Source organism: Phyllobacterium lublinensis (assembly GCF_020164435.1).
GTDB lineage: Bacteria > Pseudomonadota > Alphaproteobacteria > Rhizobiales > Rhizobiaceae > Phyllobacterium > Phyllobacterium lublinensis.
In genome coordinates, this window is record NZ_JAIUDQ010000001.1 from 428,292 (window position 1) to 446,359 (window position 18,068).

Here is an 18,068-nt window from a genome sequence, read left to right on the forward strand (position 1 = left end):
TATGCTTGGTCCTCGATAGTGAGGGTGGGGTCCAGGGTCTTTTGGCTGCGCAGGCCGGCCCATTGCCGCTTGCACCCGTCAAGGCTGCCACCGAACTTATCTGGTGGATTGAGCCGCATGCGCGGGGCAGGGCTGCCCTGGCGATGCTGGACGCTTACGAGGCATGGGCACGCGATCGCGGCTGCGTGTTTGCCAATATGGTCGGTCTTGGCTCCGACCCTTTACCCGCACGCCTCTACGAAAGCCGCGGCTATATCGCCGCCGAGCGCCATTATTCCAAGACTCTTTAAAAGCGCACACTAGGACAAGTACATGGCTGTATTTACCGGCTTGGCATCCGCCATTGGGGGATTGCTCGGCGGCACGTTTCTGTCTGGCGGTCTTAGCGCGGCACTGCTGAAAGCAGTCGTGGGAATTGGCCTCAGTTATGCCGCTCAGGCTCTGGCTGGCAAGAAGCCAGAGGCGGCACGGTTTAGCGTAAACGGCACGGTTCAATCAGGCGGCGATGTTGCCCGGTCGATCATCCTTGGACATACGACCACGGCCGGTTCACTCGTCTATGCCAATTCATGGGGAGAGTCGAACAAAACGCCCAACGCGTATTTCACGCAAGTTATTGCGCTTTCGGACGTTCCGATTACCGGTATCACCCAGCTTTGGGTGAACGGCGAGCCCGTGACTATCAACACCGCCGACTCGTCGTACATTATGGGTTACCCCATTACCCAGTACGCAACGAGCAAAGGGAATCACCTCTGGATCAGGTTCCACGATGGCACGCAGACGACTGCTGATCCTTTTCTGACCGGTACGGTGTCGAGCGGCACGCATCCTTGGGAAGCCACCCGCGTCGGGCATGGCGTTGCCTACGCGATTGTCACGTCCCAGATCAACCAGGAACTGTTCACCGGCTTTCCGCAGTTCAAATTCGAAGTGCAGGGCGCAAGACTGTACGATCCTTCGCGCGATACGAGCGTTGGCGGGGCTGGTTCGCAGCGCTTTGACAATCCGGCAACGTGGGGCGGCGACGGCGACGATCTACCGGCCGTACAGATCTACAATCTCCTGCGCGGCATCACATACGCCAATACCTGGCTGTACGGATTGCAGGGGCTTGCTGTCGCACGTGTTCCTGCGGCCGATTGGATTGCACAGATCAACAAGTGTCGCGCCGACATTGCGGGTCCATCCGGTCCAGAGCCAACCTATTACACTGGCGGTGAAATTGAGGTGGGTGCGCAGATCGCAGAAGCGATCGAGGCTATCCTGACGGGCTGCCAGGGCAAGCTTTCCGAGGCTGGCGGTGTTTACAAGGTTCGGGTCGGTTCTCCCAGTTCTGCGGTTTTCGCCTTTTCCGATGCAGATATTTTGTCCACGGAAGAGCAGGAGTTTACGCCGTTCTTCGGCCTTGCCGACACCATCAACGGTATCAGTGCGACCTATCCGGAGCCTGCCGAGGCTTGGAACACCAAGACTGCACCTGCGCTTTACAACACGACGTACGAAGCGCAGGACGGCAACAGGCGACTGATGGCCGATGTCCAGATGGACATGGTGTATCGCGCGAGCCAGGTGCAACGCCTGATGAAATCTGCTCTTGCTGAGGCAAGGCGTGCACGCCGTCACACATTGGTGTTGGGCCCGGCGGCGTGGCCACTCGAACCGGGCGACGTGATTGTTTGGAATTCAACGCGTAACGGCTACGAAGACAAGCTGTTTCGCGTCGACGGCGTGGCCGATCGCGGCAACCTCGATGTGATGATCGACATCACGGAAGTCGATCCATCCGACTACGATTGGGATCAGGAAACAGATTATACGCCGCCGATCTTCGGACCAGTTGGTCCGGTTCGGCCGCAACCACAGCCCATCGTTGATTGGGCGGCAGACCCTGCCGTGGTGCTCGACAACAATGGCAGTCCAAGAAGGCCGGCTATCCTGCTGACTTGGGATGGCGCGCAGCCCGATGTTATAGGTGTAGAGTTTGAGGTCCGCCTGGCATCCAGTCTGGTGACCGTCTATCAGGGCAGTACGCGCCAGCCGACTGTTGGTTCGATCATCATCAGTCAAGGATTGCTGCCGAATACCCTGTACGGTGTGCGTGGCCGATACATCCCCGGCACGCCGAGGCCGGTTGAATGGTCGGCCTGGCTGAATGTCACCACGCCGAATGTGCTGCTTGGCTCGGAAGACATCTACGTCGATGACATCGTTGATGAGGTGAACGAACAAATCGGGGAGCATTTGGAGTGGATTGGCGAAAGCACCCACTGGCCGCGAGATGAACTCGAGCGTCTAAATGCACTGGCGGCGAATGCCGGCGCTCAGTCAGCGCTCGATAAGTACGAAATACTCAAGGAAGTTGGCAACGTTAGCGCCAAGTATTCACGAGAAATACGGGTTGTTGCGACCGCCACCGAGGCAGCGGTAATCCGCATTGAAGAACTGACGGTCAAGGTTGATACCGACATAGCCAATGCGATCGACTCGCTGTCCGCCAGTATCGCGATTGTTGATGGCAAGGCGGAAGCCAATGCAGACGCCATTACGGCTCTAAATGTTTCGGTAGGCAACTTCTCGGCATCTGGGTTGTTTCGCGTTTCTGTCACGGCAACCGAGTCGGGAGCGCTGTCGACGATTGGTCTTTCCGCCGCGGCGACGGGTGGCGGCACAACTACATCGGCGGCGTTGTTTCTAAGCGCCAAGACGGGTGGCATCTCGACGGTAACCATTCTGGCAGACAGGTTTGTAATCTCGAATGGTACTACGCCTGAGTTTCCATTCATCTTCCAGAGTGGCGTCCTGACCATGAACGCAACGCGCGTGAATACCATCACGGCCGGAATGCTGCGCTCAAGCGATAGCAAGATGCAGGTCGATTTGACGAACCGGCGCATCCTCATTGCGGACTAAGCGGCAAGGATAGAAAAAGAATGACCAACCGCGTCCTTATCGGGGATTTTGGTGGCGGTGATTATCGGCTTCGTGGCTCCAAGCCAGGATACGATGTCACCGGCGCACTTGACCCTGAAAGACTGGCTTTCGACAGCGCCTGGACCGACACAGCCGTAATTTACATGAAGGGGCTTGTAGCGGTTCCTTCGACACCACCCTCTGGCTTTGTCCAAATCAACTTTGGCGAGACACTGCCAGCGGTCCCGTTTGTCATCTGCTTCAGGAAAATCGCAGGCAACGCCTATCGCATGGGATCGGACGATTCTACGGCGACAGTGTATCGACCCTACTTTTACACGGTGACCACCACCTACATTCGTTTTTGGCAAAATGAATCGCCAACAGGCGGTGGCGGCAACGCTTATACAGCAGGCTATCTGATCTTGCGGAGTATCGTTTAATGGTGAACCGCATTGTGGTTGGCGAGCACCCTACGTGGGGCATGGGAGCATTTGTCAGCAAGCCTGGTATCGACGCGATCAGCGCGAGCAAGTTCGATTTCATGTTTTCGACGATGTACGAGAACATGCAAATTCACCAAACCGGCTCGTTCACCATGAACGGGACATACGGAGCCTACACAACCTTCTCTTGGCCAGACCTTGGGTATTTTCCCCTGATCATGCTGGCCAGTCCTTTGTATGAAATTCAGCTTGAATACCTGTCGACGGCTGCAGCCAGAGTGAGGCGGCTGGCGTTTGGCGAAACCTTCTCTGGCATAACGACGGAATCGAACGCGCCGCTGTACTATGTCGTTCTGAAGACGCAACTGCCATGACCAACAGACTTTTGATCGATCCGAATGCCTTTCGGCTATCGAAGGCTGGCATCGATGTCCTGTCGGTCAGTTCCTACGATTCGCTGCTGTTTGATTCTAACTTTGGCTCACCGGCCAAGTTCATCAAGGGCTCAGTGTCGGCGAGCCGCTCGGGAAGCGGGACAACGACCACTTCGGCCGCATTCGGTAAAACCTTCTCTGGTCCGCCGACGTGCATCATCAATTTTACACCCACATCGGGCGCGAGTTTTCCAGGCGAGACGTACCCGATCAAGAACTTTAACGACAGCCAGACCCCGTGGAACAATATGATGTTCTCCTGGTCTCGGTTCAAAGTGAACGTCTTCACCGACCATATCGAATTCAGGTTCACGAGCTTTGGGTCGGCGGTGACCTACACCATCGATTACCTCGTCCTTGATTACAGGATTGGCCTCTAAGCAATGGGAAAACAATGTTAATCAATCATGATGAGCGCGGGTATATTTACCACAGGCGCAACGAACCCAATGACCCGGAAGTGCTTGCAGTGCTGCTGGCAGAGGATGGTGCAATGCTCGTTCCTGGCATTCAGTTGCCACCGGTCGTGGTGCGCGACGACGAAGGCAATCCTATCATCGAGGAGGGCAAGGTAAAGCGGGTATCGCCTGGTTATGTCGAGCCGACTCACGAATATCACATGGTGAAAGACGGCAAGGTTGTTGATCGTCCGCGGATTTCCGCAGGTGATGCCGAAATAAAGGCAGATGGCGTCGACGCTTATGTGGTGTCTGATCTGCCGGCCGGTAGCGTGATCCTGCTGGATGGCCAAGAGATTGCGCTGGACGACGGCACGCTCGAATTCACCACCACTGATGCTGGTACCTATGTCTTTGAGGCTGGGTTTCCGTTCGTCGACTGGCGAGCAAGGGTGGTGGCCGTATGAAGATTACGGGAAAGAAAGACCTAACAGTCGAAAGGCTGAGGGGTAGGGCGGCGGTTGACGCCGTGATGGTGCCGCGCATCAACGAGGCCATGGGGCCAAAGTTCGCGTTGTACCAAATGAAAGCAATGTTGGCCCAAACCGGATATGTGATGAGCGTAGGCGATGAAGCCGACGATATCCTGACGCGTTTTTCGTCTACAGCCAAAACAGTGGCCATCCTCGAGACCGAGCGCCAAGCCCTGCAGGCTCGGATCGACTCCGCCGCCACGGCCGCCGAAATCGACGCAATAGTCGCAGCCCTCTAGCCAACACTTAACATCCCAATTTTACAATCTGCCTCGCGGCGGCAAGGAGTTTCCAATGTCTGAATCCAAGCAGGTGCCGATCGCACCGCAGGCGGCGCTCAACGAGTACGCGGCGCTGAACGAATTTCAGCGCAATCGCAACCTGCTCCTTGCGCAGCAAGTCCACGAACTCTCCGCAACTGTCGACGTGCTTTGCGCTGAATTGGCTGAAACCAGGGCCGCGCTAGAGGCTGAGCTAAACAAGGACGGCGCTTAAATGGCTGTAAAACCTGATTACACCGCAGGAACGGTATCTGTATCCGCGGGCGGCACTGTCGTCACCGGTGTTGGCTCGTTTTGGGTTGCCGCAGATATTCAGCCTGGCGACACGTTCAAGGTAAAGAACCTTGACGCCATTATCCTGTCAGTCGACAGCAATAACCAGATCACCCTCAAGGAAGCTTGGACGGGTGGAGCGCTCGCCGCTAGTGCATACGCGATCCGCTACCAGCCTGACGGGAGCCGATTTACGGCAGCCACTCGCGAACTGATCGAGCAGCTTGGAAACGGTAACGTGTTGGCGCTATCAGGTCTGACGGGTGCTCTGGACGAAATACCAGTCTTTACTGGTGCCGGCGCTATGACGACGGTCAGTAAACAGGAGCTGACAAAAGGGATTGACGTTGACGCCAAAGTCGAGACTCTTGCAGAGCGAGACGCTTATGACGGTCAGGCTGAGGGCTTTACCGTCCTTGTCGCAGATGTCGGAGATGGACGTTCAGCAGTTTATTTCAAAGCATCCAACACGCTGGGAGATTGGTCGGAACCAGCCTTTCTGACCGGGCCGAATGGGTCGTTCCAATCCAAGGGCAATTACAGCGGGGCGACCGCATACGTGCTTGGTGATGTGGTGCGGGATCAAGGTTCATCATGGGTGGCTAAAGGCGATACGACTGGCAACGCGCCGCCGTCACTTCCCACCGATAACAACACCTGGTGGGAGCTGTTAGCCGAGGCGGGCAACGGTTTTGTGTTCAGAGGGGACTATTCAGGCGCGACAGCGTACGTGAAAGATGATGTGGTCTTTGATCAAAACTCGTCATGGATCGCGCTGCAGGCCACGACTGGAAATGCACCGCCTACACTTCCAACGACCTCAAATGCCAATTGGAAAGCGATAGCGGTCCGTGGTGCTGGTGACGTCAGCGGCCCGGCTATCTCCGTCGATGGCCGTTTGGTCGAATTTGACGGCACAAGTGGCAAAGCTATCAAAGATGGTGGCGTCACAATTTCCACGTTTGTCAAAACATTGCTGGACGACGCTAGCGCTGGGGCTTTCAGGGACACTCTTGGTGGCGTCGGTGCAGTTCGACAACAAGCTTTTGTTACGGGTTCACCTACTACTTACACACCGCACGCCAATATGATTTTCTGCATTATTGAATGCATTGGCGGCGGCGGTGCCGGTGGTGGTGTGCTTGGTGTCGCCGGACAACAATGTACCGCTTCAGGTGGTGGCGGTGGTGGCTATTCTCGCAAGCTTGCAACAAAAGCCCAGGTGGGTGCTTCGCAATCACTGACAATTGGTGCCGGTGGCGTTACCGGTGGTGCAACAGCGGGCGGCAACGGTGGCGCAACGAGTGTAGGGACACTCTGCAAAGCAAATGGTGGAACTGGCGGTCCGATAGGTCAGTCGGGTGTTGCCATTAGTAACGGTGGTCCGGGCGGAAGTGTCACCGGTGCGATTGGTGATATACAGATTCCCGGCGGTGACGGTGGCGGAGGTATGGGTTCAGCAAACACCTTCTTGTTTTGTGGTTGGGGTGGCGGGTCATTTTATGCCGGTCAAACTACACCGCCGTTGGCAGCTAACGGCAACCCCGGAAAGGTACTTGGTGGCGGCGGTTCCGCTGGCAATTCGCTCGGTGCCACAAGCTATGCGGGCGGCAACGGTGCAACCGGTGCAATTATCATCACTGAATTCTGTTCGTCTTAAAAGGGGTCGCCATGATGTTTCATGTTGAAGATTTTGCACCCATTGAAGGTGCGCCAAACCAATGGGTGCATTCCAGCCTGCGCGAAATGGAAGACCCGGAAACCGGTGAACCCATTGAAGTCCGGATCAACGACGGGTGGTTTACTGGTCGTCCCGGCCAGACCCTCGAAAGTTTTGTCGCGGAGTTGAATGACCCCGATCCAGCCCCACGCGTTATTATTCCTGACCGCGTGTCACGCCGGCAGTTTAGGTTGCAGCTCATCGACGATGGTCTTCTGGCCCTCGTCGAGGGTTGGATTGCCACGCAGGACGAGCGGACGCAGGCAGCATATGCCGACAGCGGCACATTCGTCCGCACTGACGCTATGTTGCAGGATGGTTTTGCGGCGTTGGAATTTGATAGCCTAAGGGTGGATCAGTTCTTTACTGCAGCTGCGAAGCTCTAGCAGTGAGGCTTGGCCGGCAGCGGATGGCTTCGAACCGACCAAGCCTTCATGCTGCTGGGTGAAGGGGAGCCCAACTGAACTAAACGCTATAATGCGGGATGGGTTCCCGACGGTTGAAGGCTCGGGGTAATGCCATCGGTGTAAACCGCCGATGCCACGATCACCATCGCCGCTATTATGATGAAGGCTAGGAGAACCACATCGCTCTTTGGCATACTTCGTAATGTCTCGTATCCCGATCGGTGGCGCCCTACAACGCCCAATCTACTAATCGCACTGCCAGGTAAAGCATCAAACAGATGACAAAGATCGCGAGCGCGAAACCCATCGCTTTTTCCATGTTCGCGCAAATCCTACAAGGGCGGCTTCAGTGGGGCCCGGCGTGTGTGGGCATTATATAGGCGCCAGGCCCCGGCTGACCGAATGTCAGCAAAGCTTATACGTCTCCGTCCGGCATTTGGTTCCGATGCCATGGCCCGTGCTCGGCGCAAGGCATGGCAAACCAGTCGGTTACACCGAGCCTCTGCCGGGGAGTTGTGGGCTCCCGACACTTATCCAATGCCTTCAGCCAGTACAAGTTCCGGCCATACATCGAACTGGCTAGTCCGAAATAAATGAGACCCAATCCACCAGAACGCGCCGAGGGACCGGGTCGAATGCTGAAAAACAGATGTGATGACTACCTGCGATCGCTGCAGTGGGCCGCCCATCATCCAATCGCATAAACAACCGCAACACATCGAAGGTAAAACATGAAAGCGAAGTTCTCTTCGGCGCTTGCGAACGTGCTCGTCCATGAAGGCGGCTATTCCAATCATCCCAAAGATCCCGGCGGGGCGACTATGTGGGGGGTGACGCAGCGGGTCTATGACAATTAGATCCCAAGCCAAGAAATCGCAACCAGTAAGGAACATCAATGCCGCCGAACGGGACGCGATCTATCGCAGGGTGATCAACTTCCGGCCGGCGTCGATTACGTCACACTCGATGGGCGGTTAACAGCGGTGTCTCGCAATCGGTCAAATGGGTACAGCGCGCGCTCGGTAGCTCATATAACGGCGCGATCGACGGCATCATGGGCGAACTTAAGCATCATGAAGAAGTGAAAGATCGCAAGCGCGATCGCTTCTACCGTTCAGTCAGCATTCGGATCCGTGGGCGATGAGGCTCGGTGCTGGCGCTTCTTGACGGCGGGTCTCACCGAGCCTCTCCCGGAAGTTGTGGGCTCCCGATATTGTTCCAATCCCTGGGAGTAAGACAGGTTCCGGCTGTACATCCAACTAGCTAACGATCGCCTACGAAGCTCAAAAGCCTGAAGCTTCACCGCCTAGTACAAGAATCTAATCGCCAACACTGACCGGTTCTTTCTGTCTTTCCAGAAGTAAAACCGCACACCTCCCAATATCCAAGGAATTAACCATGCGTCCAATCAACGAATTGATTTGGCATTGTACCGCCACGCCTGAAGGAAGGGAGGTATCAGTCGCCACAATCCGCCAGTGGCACAAAGACCGAGGCTGGTCGGACATCGGGTACCACAAGGTTGTGCATCTTGACGGCTCTGTCGAGGATGGCCGCCCTGAGAGCAAGGTTGGCGCCCACTGCGAAAACCACAACACAGGCACGATCGGTTACGTTTATGTCGGCGGGTGCGACAAGAACATGAAGCCGAAGGACACCCGCACCGACGCTCAAAAGAAAACGATGCTGGCAATCACAAGGGCGGCAATCGCCAAGTATGGAATCAAGAAGGTTACTGGCCACAACCAGTATGCGGCGAAGGCCTGTCCTTCGTTCGACGTCCGCAAGGACGAACTCGGCAAACTCATCTGACACCAATCTCTCAACGGAGGACTATATCATGCGCACACTGCTTTTCGCAGTGGCGGCGGCCCTTGCGCTGTCCGCCTGTAACACCACTAAGGTCGACGAAACGATTCAGAAGAACCTTCCGCGGACCTGTTCACTGATCAATCAGACTCATGCCGCATTCGTCACGGTTTCCATCAGCGGCAGCATCTCTGTCAAGACTGTAGCCAAGGAAGCAGCTGCTTATGATTCCGCCCAGAAGGTTTGCGCAGATCCCAGCTCGGTAACCGCGTCGACTGCACTGGTCAAAGCGGCCGAGGTCTATGCGACTATCGCCATCGCTCTGCGCGAAGCCAAGAACGCGAAGTAGGAGCGGCGGTTATGAATGTACTGTTCTTCTTTGCCGTCATGTTCGCGATCGTCCTCGCGGTTATCGTTGATCCTGCGTTCGCGCAGGATCTGACCGAAGCGCCGCCAGCGTGGTTCAATGAAATCTGGGTTATCCTGCAGCCGGTCATCGTCATGCTGGTTTCAACCGTCGGACCGATCCTGATCACCTGGCTCGCCGCGAAGCTTGCCTTTCTGTTGCAATCGACAGACGAGGCGAAGCGAAACGAAATTGAGGAACGATTGCGCGTTGCACTCCACACGTCAGCCTTCAATGCTTTGAAATACGCTGCGTCTCGATCGGGAATCCAACTTCCTGACATGCTGTCTTCTGCATCGCCGGCAGTGCTGAGCGCGATCGATTACATTCGGTCGAAAAACCCTGACGCTGTTGATGCATTCAAGCTATCCAACGAGCAGTTGGCCGAGATCGTTATCTCCAAGCTTCCTGACGTCAAAGCCATCATCGCCGCGGGGCAGCCGGCGGACGCCAAGCAGTAGTTTTGATGACCGAGCAAAGGGAGAAAGCCGATGTCAGGTGACGAAACCACTCTGAGCAGCCCGGATCTTCGGGTCCGGGTCAATGCTCTGGAACATGCTGATGCGGCGATCATTGCCCGGCTCAACACGCTCGAGCAGTGGCAGCGCCAATCCGAAATTGCCGAAGCGCACAAAAATGAGAAATGGCTGCACGTGGATTACAGATTCAACGAGCTCGAGAAGAAAATCGAAAAGATCAGCGGGATCCTCTCTAAGATCATGTGGTTGATCCTGGGCGGAATCGTCATGGCGTTTGTGGCTTTCGTCGTCAATGGCGGTCTACGCGTTCCCTGACAGCAATGTTTTCAACAAGTATCACCGCGCCTTTTGAGCTATGATCGTGACAAAGCCGCGGTGATATAGGATTGTTCTAATCATTTAGGATTAGACATGCCGAACCACTTGTTGATTGCTGGTACCGGTCGTGCAGGGACAAGCTTGCTTGTCCGATGCTTGGCGGAACTCGGTCTGGAAACCCAAATTGCAAACGTTGGTGATGCGTTCTGGTGGAGCGAAGATGCCAATGCGGGGTTGGAAGATTTTGTCCACCACAATGGCCGAAAGCTCAGCTACGTTGTCAAGTCGCCATGGCTTTATGAATTTATAGATGAGGTTCTGGAGCGCGAAGACATCACGATCGATGGCGTGATACTGCCAGTACGCAATCTAGCGGAGGCTGCAAGCAGTAGAACCATTCTGGAGATGCAAAACATCCATCGTAACAACACGTGGATGGCTGGCGAAGCGAGAACGTGGGAGACCTGGGCATTGACGCCAGGTGGCGTCATATATTCGCTCAACCCGCTCGATGAAGCGCGATTGCTGGCAGTGGGCTTTCACCATCTCGTGGAACGCCTCGCGAACGCAGGAGTACCCATATATCTCCTCGCATTTCCGCGATTCTCGCAAGATCCCGAATATTTTTACTCCATTCTTAAAGGGTGCCTTCCGTCTGCTGTCACAGTGGAAGACGTCAAGGCCGTACACGCCAAAGTCGTGGAACCTGAAAAAATCAGGGTAACCGCTGAAATTTCACAGCCGGTCGATGGGCAGCCCCTCAAGTCACCAGAAGGTTACCCGGCCTTGGAGGAGCTTGACAACATCGCATTGCGCCGCGAGTTGGAGAAACTCAGGAGTGAACACAACTCCACCTTGGCAGCTTGTTCATCGGCAACCAATGACGCCCAAACCACGCGATCCGAGCTGGTAGCCCTTCAGGAACAAGTCCAGGCGTTGCAGTATGAGATCGCATCAAAATATCAGGAAGTTGAAGAACGACGACAGCAGGTGGAAGCGTTTCACCAGAGCACTTCATGGCGAGCAATGGCTCCACTTCGAACACTTGCTGGGTTTGTCCGCAAAAAGTAGGTGCAATGAGTCAAGCTTCCACCAGTTGTGGCGAATCCGAACTCTAATGCGTTAGGTTAATAGATGCTCAAGGCGACTTACGACAAAATGCGTCCTGAATCGCGCTAATGACCAGCATTTCTGCGTTTTTGTCGCGATCGGCGGGGTGAGTTGCAAGATACCGACGAACAACGTCGGCGAGCTGACCGAGCTTTACCGAATGGCGTACACATTCGGTATCGCCTTCTCTGATGCGCCAGAGCTCCATGGTGTCTGACACTCCCGCGACATAAGCGATACAATAGCCATAGCCGGATGCCCCAGGATTGGCGCTACAGTGCTTATAGAGATCATTACCTTCGTAATATCCAGCATGCCCGGAGACACATGTGGCCGAAATCAACGCCGCGGCTAACATAAAGCGCCTCATAATTCACCCCGAATTAGCCACTCAGATCAAACATCTTGACTACCTCCTGAAATGTCAACCCACGCTGAAAGCTATGGGAGAACTGATGGCCAATTGTTTTGTGGCAAACTGTCTAGGTTACAAGGCGCTAATGCCGTTTAAGATTTCAGGACTGAAAAAAGAGCCACCGCCAACGCCGCCATGATTGCAATCGCAATCAGGGCAGAAATAATGACGGCAAATAATCGAACTCTCTTCTGGTAACGAGATCGACGTCCGCTCCAATCGTAACCTGGGTAGATGTTCAAGCGGAAAAGAATCCTCAGGTGGGAGAAAGGCTGAGGTCCGGATATGACGATCTGAAGCAAAGTCGGAGCCGGACCTCATGCCTGACATGTCGTTGTCAGACGTGGGTATCAAATCACCATATTCGGGCTGTGGCAATCGGTTCATTACTGTTTTGGCCTGCGATCCCTTGCCAGGGTATATTGGCGCTTGCCCCACCGCTGCAGCTTTCCGTTTCCCGCCGGCATAGGTTTATCCTCTACAAATATCCCAGCTTCTCGCGCCGCCTCCACAAAGGCCACAGAAGCCAAGGATACGGACACTGCGAAGCGATGAGGCCACTCAAATCACCTCGCTACTCGTATATTTGGTTTGCTATGGAACAAGCGCCTGTTCCGACGGTTGAAGTTCGTTGTAGTAAGGCAATTGAGGAGAAAGCAAATGCCAGACAATGAGGATCGGAAATCCAAGTCCGCCCAAGGCGGTAAAAGCAGTTCTGGGCAACAGAAGCAAGAGAGCGGTTCAAAAGGATCGCAACAAGGATCTGGGTCTACGCGCGGCGGTTCCCCAGAACAGCATTCAAAAGCCGGCCAACAAAGTAATAAGAACAAATAATGATCTGAAAAGCCCGTCAACGTAGTTGGCGGGCTTTTTGGTATTCTCGCCTGAGGCGTACTTAAACAACCTGTTTTGCGGCGGGAAGAAGAGCTTTCAAAATAATAAGTGAAGAAGAGTGGTCATTATTATCAAAGACTTGATTTACGATGCTGAAGATCTGGCTAGGATGCACACCGCGTATCATATGGCCTCTCTAATTCTTCGGCGCGATCCAATTTCCCACGAGCACGCAGATCGGCTCGCACGCATTGTCATAAAGATGTTTGATGAGAACATGCGCGATGTGAAAGCAATCGCCAGAAAAGCAGCCGCTTTGGAGGCAGCCATCTGCGGATCCAAGTTACCCCCTGATTGTGAAAAATCGGCCAGTAGGCTGAGGCAGAGCCGAATTCCCTTCCATTAGAACAGTCATATTTCTGCAGGGGATCTTGTATGTGACACCACGATTCACGCGGGGTTAAGGTCTGGTCGCAAAAAGACCCGGGCCGCCTCGCAAACGGGCCGGGTCTCTTTAACGTGGCTCGGAATTGGCTTCGCGGATGGCCACGTTGGCTGATGGGCAGCACAGTGTTGAAACGTGCTTCAGCGTTCAAGGTTCCACGACGATGGACGAGTTCAAAAACAGGCTCGGCGGCGGATCTATGGGCGGGGGTTGGGGGGACCGGCGCCGAGCCTATGCTACAAGGACGCAGCACTAGGCAATTATACGCTGATATCTGATCTCAACCATATACAAGAATGGGCTACGGCGACCCAATTCTCTTAACTCTAGCTACCGAACTCCAGCTTGCAGTCAATGGGTGGGGCTTACCGGCTCGATTTGGATTCGCATATACGGACGAGCTGACCGCGTGTTCCGATCTAAGCAACGCATTTTCGCTCAGATTTAGTCAATCCGTAGCTCAAAATAATTAGATTGGGCAGCTTTTACAACTGATACCGTCCTTTTATAATCCTTTCGGATTAGCAGTCCGTCGTCGCACACGTGCGTTCGTGGCTTGTTCGATTTCGCAGCGTCTAAGTCCAGTTTGCACGAGTTTAAATTTTTCCATCAGATCGGCCATCAAGGTATCCATGACTGGCCCAATGGATGCATTCGTCACTTTTTGATGAAACTCGTCGATCTGCAGGCGCATGACCGCCGCTTCTATGCCCAAGGTGTCAAACACGGACAGTTCCGGCATTGTCGATTTGTGCCTCATCGCTCATTCCTTTCGGTCCCGCTTATGAGCCTTGCGAATTAGATCGCGGTGATCATGTTGCGGCAATGAAACGCTGCTGACGGACTGCGGCCATCGCACTGGCGCGCTATCCTAAAATAGTCCTGTTGGATGATTTTTCATTTAAATATGACACGCTTTTGCAGACTAAACTTCGTCCCTCGCCTACGCGTTTTACCTTGGCTGCCATGTATCTTTGCTGCTGGAACCGCAGCTAAATAATTACGTTACTGGACATGGACACGATACACTTTTCCCCCGTCAAGTTGGCCATTACTGGCCAAGAGTTCAGGGTGGTGCGCTCAGTCCAGGAAGCGTGGACATTGCTTGCTGAGCAATGGCCGATGCGCCCGGGTAAGGCGCACCATAGAGCACTGACAATTTGTACTATAGCACTTCAGGGTCGAGCCGGAGCCGAGATCGCTCGTGAGGCGTTGATAGGAGCGGCGGCGGAGGCGGGCATTTACTTGTCGGCAGGTAGTCAGCCCCAAAAAGACACGTCCAATTTGTTGCGGAGCTCCCTTCCAGTTCCACACCTTATTGGGATCGGGCCTTCGTGCGATTGAAGATGATTTGTTCAAGGATCTGCTTATTCGACTTGAGCAAGCGGAGAGGGACCAGAGAGGACAGTGACCAAAAACAAAGCCTGGCTTATTCAGGTTACTGTCTTTGCCATAGTCCTTACTATCCTTTTCTTTGCATCCATCTATTTTTTGCCGTCGTAGTCGTCACCGGGCAATTGCATGGTTCGAAAACGAATGCCTGAAGCGCGCGTATTTGACAGGTTTGCGGGCTTCATTCCTTCCGGATTATCTGACCATCGTGAAGCTCAAAGACACCATGATGCCCACCTTGCCTATTGAATGCCTTTTCCAGATCGCCCCAACTAGCAAGAAAACCGCCGCAGCTGGTGCAGCTGATCGGAGTGTCGCTAGTAACGTTTTCTGGGATGTTGAGATAAACAGTGCCGCACTTGGGGCACTCCAGTTCTTGGTCCAACTTCTGATCCATCTCAGTTGCCCCGCAAAAAAGAAGAAGAACGGGAAAAATTATATTTTGGTTTTCTGATTTTTCAAGGCCGCGATATCGCTAAGGACGGGCACATCTCTAGATCTCCGCATCTCGCTTATGCTCGCCGCAGTACCACTCTTGGCCGTAACGCCTTTCGAAGCCAAACGCTCCCCACGCCTTGCAGCCCTCATGCATGCAGTAATGCTCGAATGTGCCAGCTGTCACACCGGGCGTTCAACCCTATGTTCATTTAGAAATCTGATCGGCAGCAGACACATTATCTCCTGATTGCCAATTCGATTGACACCTTCGCCTATGTGGCAGAGGATTAAGCATCGTCAAGTGCACCTTTTGGCCGCTGGCGCTTGAGAGATGCGATGTGCACCCGCCTGACCGTGAGCCGCGCAATGTATAAATTCTTTTATGATCACAAGTTCACGTCTGAAGAGTGCCAGACCCTCTCATATGCACACGACATGGCAGCTGCTATCCTACAGACTGACACTCGGATCATCTACGGCGACTTAAACCTTGGTCGCACTATCATGGAACTTTTCAACGAGGGTATACGCGACCCTAAGCAGATAGCGATCGCAGCGATCGATAGGCATCGCGCCTCAGAGCGCCTAATTTCATCTTGGTCCTGAGCCTCGGAAGCCACCCGACTGCACCACCCAAACTATCGTTCTCCGGTCACTGAGTGTCAAAGATTGGTGACAATGATTGCAACCGCTATCAACATCGCGACGACGGCCAGAAGGCTTCCGCCCAAAACCATATATGAACGATGGCTGAGGGGAGGTTTATCATTTTCGTTGTCGACGTGATATGGCATTGCTTGACCTTCCATACAGTGCGTGCAGCGATCCATCATGGACACAAACACGGTGACAGTCGGATGGTTCCGAGGTTCAGAACGAGGCCCGGTTGGACGATGTGAAGCAAAGTCGGAACCGGACCTCATGCCTGACATGTCGGTGACACACACTGCATGAGACTACCTCATCAAGTCTGAAGCAAGGAGCTCAATTCACTTATTTCCTGCTCTTTTTCCCACCGCTTTTGCGCGTCACCCGTTAACCTTCGCTTTCGTACCAGTCATGGTTCGGGTCAAGTAAAATACCATCCACGTCGACATTCCATTGCTGCTCTGGAATCCCGGAAGCCTTGGCGGCCACCAATGCGTCGATGGCTTGTTGCGCGCGTATCAGTCTGCCGGTGGATGCATCTTGTTCGCCACCTGTGGCTAACTGAGCCTCGCGCCAGCGGACTTGTTTCAACATGGCGATCTTGTCGTCAAGGTTCATTCTCTTCTCCGTTGTGCCGCCAGACAGCGCTGGCATGCCGTTACTTCATCGTGAGATCCCAGCCCTTCAAACCATATAGGATCTCCGAATCTGAGCTAATTCGAACTCCGTCAAAGTTTCGTCAAAGCCATTTCGGCCCGCCTCCGGTCCAAACCTCGGTCCGCAAATATTGCTGATCGAGCATCATCGTCCTTGACGAAGTTGGGAATATGTTCTCATTTCGTTCTCCATGACTCGAATCCTCAAAACTCTGGGCGAAGCAGCACGACACGGAATGCTCGTGCGAGTGACTTGCCGCAAATGCGAGAAAACGGGATTCTTCGTGGCAAGTGATCTGGCTACCGTCAACGGCCACGGTCGATCCTTCAGAAGCCTAAAATTCCGCTGCCGGGAATGCGATGTCGTCGATTGTGAAGTCGTGCCATTCGAAGACGATCGTGACCGGGTTCATAAAAAGCGGACTGTTTGGCGACCGGTGCAGTTGTAGCCATGGTGATGTCACTCGGCACCATTGGCGCGTTAATCGATACTGATCATATGCTCCGCGCCTGCTGCAACAATCCAAAGTGCCGCCACTACGCCAAGCTTGACCTGGTGCTATTGGCCGAAAAGTTTGGGCGAGATCACAGCATTATGCGGAACGACCTGGTACCCAAACTCAAATGCTCGAAATGCAACTCGAAAAACATCAGTGTGCTTCTATCGGCCAAGAGCACGGAAGGGTTTGGACATGTGTGATAAGTGGCAAAACATCGGTTAGACGATGGACTTGCCAACCAGATTTTCGGCAGCCTTCATTGCTTTGAGACGCGTCGTGCACTCCAACACGGGCGCGCCGTCATCAAGGAAAACCTGCCAAAAGCCTTTAATCGAATGCAGGGTCGAATGGCGGACGCGAGCGACCGGCACATCGTCTACAATCGCAGTGAAATCGAAGTTTTGTATGAAGTCCCCGACACGGGTTCGTTGCCAACGGAGCGTGGATTGGAGCATAATCATTGCCTCCTCCAGAAACAAAAATACATCATTGCTCGTGGTGATAATGCTGGTTGGGCCATCCAGCCCCTGCATCGCAGTTATCCAGTTGGCATCGACATACACCGGCGGACCAGTGGCCGGTCTGTGAGTAAGCATCTATCCTCCCCCTTTATTGGCCCACCCAGTCGGATAACCACCTGAGATGTTCCTCTGCCGCATCAATGCCGGGATGTTCCGCCATTGGCCGGTCCACACCAGTCATCCTGCAATCGCGCAATCGTCGGCCGCCCTTCGAACTGCCATGACGCAGAGTGCTACCATGCGCGATTTTCTTCTGCTCTATGTCCAAACCCTGATGGTGCAGACCACTTCGACAGCAATTGCAAATAGCAAATACCTTGTGGATGCTCGTTTGGCACGCTGGCTGTTAATGGTGGACGACCTAACGAGGGGTAACGACCTTATTATCACCCATGAGCTTTTATCGATCATGCTCGGTGCGCGTCGACCATATATAACAGCTGCCCTACGTGATTTGAAAAACAACAATCTCATTCGCTCCAAGCGTGGGCAGCTTACCATTATCGACCGAAATGGCCTTATCCACCTCGCGAATGGATCATATGGCATGGCAGAAAAGGAATACGATCGGCTTTTCCACCAAGTAATCGGGTGAGCACATTCTTATTGTAACAATCCATGTTCTTGCGACCGAACACCCCAGTGCGGAGAACACTGTATGCGAAGGTACGATTCTTGGCGCCGTGGGTCCC

General features: G+C 54.0%; 22 protein-coding genes. 18 read left to right on the forward strand and 4 right to left on the reverse strand.

Features of this window, described 5'->3' with window-relative positions; all coding sequences use genetic code 11:
* The first annotated feature begins 5 nt into the window (after window positions 1-5).
* The 16 genes from K9U38_RS02195 (at window position 6) to K9U38_RS02270 (ending at window position 11,488) form a co-directional block, all read left to right on the forward strand.
* Window positions 6-290 carry a GNAT family N-acetyltransferase gene (locus tag K9U38_RS02195; protein WP_224492689.1) on the forward strand — a complete coding sequence of 95 codons (285 nt, stop codon included), beginning with the start codon at window positions 6-8 and terminating at the stop codon, window positions 288-290.
* A gap of 22 nt (window positions 291-312) precedes the next feature.
* The gene (locus K9U38_RS02200; protein WP_224492690.1) at window positions 313-2,913 is read left to right on the forward strand and encodes a phage tail protein; all 2,601 of its coding nucleotides are present in this window, start codon (window positions 313-315) and stop codon (window positions 2,911-2,913) included.
* A gap of 20 nt (window positions 2,914-2,933) precedes the next feature.
* Entirely contained in the window at window positions 2,934-3,356 is a 423-nt protein-coding gene (locus K9U38_RS02205; RefSeq protein ID WP_224492691.1) for a hypothetical protein, read from the forward strand.
* A complete protein-coding gene (locus tag K9U38_RS02210; protein ID WP_224492692.1) occupies window positions 3,356-3,733 on the forward strand; it encodes a hypothetical protein in 378 nt (125 codons plus the stop codon). Before K9U38_RS02205 ends, K9U38_RS02210 begins: the two co-directional genes overlap by 1 nt.
* The gene (locus K9U38_RS02215; RefSeq protein ID WP_224492693.1) at window positions 3,730-4,173 is read left to right on the forward strand and encodes a hypothetical protein; all 444 of its coding nucleotides are present in this window, start codon (window positions 3,730-3,732) and stop codon (window positions 4,171-4,173) included. Before K9U38_RS02210 ends, K9U38_RS02215 begins: the two co-directional genes overlap by 4 nt.
* A 14-nt stretch (window positions 4,174-4,187) precedes the next feature.
* Window positions 4,188-4,658, forward strand: a complete 471-nt coding sequence (locus K9U38_RS02220; RefSeq protein WP_224492694.1) for a hypothetical protein — start codon at window positions 4,188-4,190, stop codon at window positions 4,656-4,658.
* A complete protein-coding gene (locus K9U38_RS02225) occupies window positions 4,655-4,963 on the forward strand; it encodes a hypothetical protein (protein WP_224492695.1) in 309 nt (102 codons plus the stop codon). The genes K9U38_RS02220 and K9U38_RS02225 overlap by 4 nt, the downstream gene beginning before the upstream one ends.
* Before the next feature lie 55 nt (window positions 4,964-5,018).
* The gene (locus K9U38_RS02230; RefSeq protein WP_224492696.1) at window positions 5,019-5,219 is read left to right on the forward strand and encodes a hypothetical protein; all 201 of its coding nucleotides are present in this window, start codon (window positions 5,019-5,021) and stop codon (window positions 5,217-5,219) included.
* On the forward strand, window positions 5,220-6,938 hold the full coding sequence (locus K9U38_RS02235; RefSeq protein ID WP_224492697.1) for a glycine-rich domain-containing protein: 1,719 nt from the start codon (window positions 5,220-5,222) through the stop codon (window positions 6,936-6,938).
* 11 nt (window positions 6,939-6,949) lie between these two features.
* Complete coding sequence (locus tag K9U38_RS02240; protein ID WP_224492698.1) at window positions 6,950-7,384, forward strand: hypothetical protein; 435 nt, start codon at window positions 6,950-6,952, stop codon at window positions 7,382-7,384.
* 752 nt (window positions 7,385-8,136) lie between these two features.
* Complete coding sequence (locus tag K9U38_RS02245; protein WP_224492699.1) at window positions 8,137-8,262, forward strand: glycosyl hydrolase 108 family protein; 126 nt, start codon at window positions 8,137-8,139, stop codon at window positions 8,260-8,262.
* Window positions 8,263-8,803: 541 nt separating this feature from the next.
* Complete coding sequence (locus K9U38_RS02250; protein WP_224492700.1) at window positions 8,804-9,217, forward strand: N-acetylmuramoyl-L-alanine amidase; 414 nt, start codon at window positions 8,804-8,806, stop codon at window positions 9,215-9,217.
* Window positions 9,218-9,245: 28 nt separating this feature from the next.
* The gene (locus K9U38_RS02255) at window positions 9,246-9,563 is read left to right on the forward strand and encodes a cell wall anchor protein (protein WP_224492701.1); all 318 of its coding nucleotides are present in this window, start codon (window positions 9,246-9,248) and stop codon (window positions 9,561-9,563) included.
* 11 nt (window positions 9,564-9,574) lie between these two features.
* Entirely contained in the window at window positions 9,575-10,081 is a 507-nt protein-coding gene (locus tag K9U38_RS02260) for a hypothetical protein (protein ID WP_224492702.1), read from the forward strand.
* A gap of 30 nt (window positions 10,082-10,111) precedes the next feature.
* On the forward strand, window positions 10,112-10,414 hold the full coding sequence (locus K9U38_RS02265) for a hypothetical protein (protein WP_224492703.1): 303 nt from the start codon (window positions 10,112-10,114) through the stop codon (window positions 10,412-10,414).
* A 96-nt stretch (window positions 10,415-10,510) separates the two neighbouring features.
* Window positions 10,511-11,488, forward strand: coding sequence for a hypothetical protein (locus K9U38_RS02270; RefSeq protein WP_224492704.1), 978 nt, complete (start codon window positions 10,511-10,513; stop codon window positions 11,486-11,488).
* A 67-nt stretch (window positions 11,489-11,555) separates the two neighbouring features.
* Here K9U38_RS02270 and K9U38_RS02275 read toward each other — a convergent pair whose 3' ends face one another.
* Both K9U38_RS02275 and K9U38_RS02280 read right to left on the reverse strand, forming a co-directional pair.
* Window positions 11,556-11,885: a Rap1a/Tai family immunity protein gene (locus K9U38_RS02275; RefSeq protein WP_224492705.1), complete on the reverse strand. Its 330-nt coding sequence runs from the start codon at window positions 11,883-11,885 to the stop codon at window positions 11,556-11,558.
* A 1,841-nt stretch (window positions 11,886-13,726) separates the two neighbouring features.
* Window positions 13,727-13,981 (reverse strand): hypothetical protein, encoded by a 255-nt coding sequence (locus K9U38_RS02280; RefSeq protein WP_224492706.1) that lies wholly within the window; start codon window positions 13,979-13,981, stop codon window positions 13,727-13,729.
* A gap of 254 nt (window positions 13,982-14,235) precedes the next feature.
* Here K9U38_RS02280 and K9U38_RS22100 point away from each other — a divergent pair, with 254 nt between their 5' ends.
* Complete coding sequence (locus tag K9U38_RS22100) at window positions 14,236-14,565, forward strand: DUF982 domain-containing protein (protein ID WP_224492707.1); 330 nt, start codon at window positions 14,236-14,238, stop codon at window positions 14,563-14,565.
* 1,521 nt (window positions 14,566-16,086) lie between these two features.
* On the opposite strand, the gene K9U38_RS02290 is transcribed toward K9U38_RS22100, so the two are convergent.
* The gene (locus tag K9U38_RS02290) at window positions 16,087-16,317 is read right to left on the reverse strand and encodes a hypothetical protein (protein WP_224492708.1); all 231 of its coding nucleotides are present in this window, start codon (window positions 16,315-16,317) and stop codon (window positions 16,087-16,089) included.
* 756 nt (window positions 16,318-17,073) lie between these two features.
* On the reverse strand, window positions 17,074-17,388 hold the full coding sequence (locus tag K9U38_RS02295; protein ID WP_224492709.1) for a hypothetical protein: 315 nt from the start codon (window positions 17,386-17,388) through the stop codon (window positions 17,074-17,076).
* Window positions 17,389-17,614: 226 nt separating this feature from the next.
* Between K9U38_RS02295 and K9U38_RS02300 the strand changes: the two genes are divergently transcribed.
* Complete coding sequence (locus K9U38_RS02300; protein WP_224492710.1) at window positions 17,615-17,971, forward strand: Crp/Fnr family transcriptional regulator; 357 nt, start codon at window positions 17,615-17,617, stop codon at window positions 17,969-17,971.
* The last annotated feature ends 97 nt before the right edge of the window (window positions 17,972-18,068 follow it).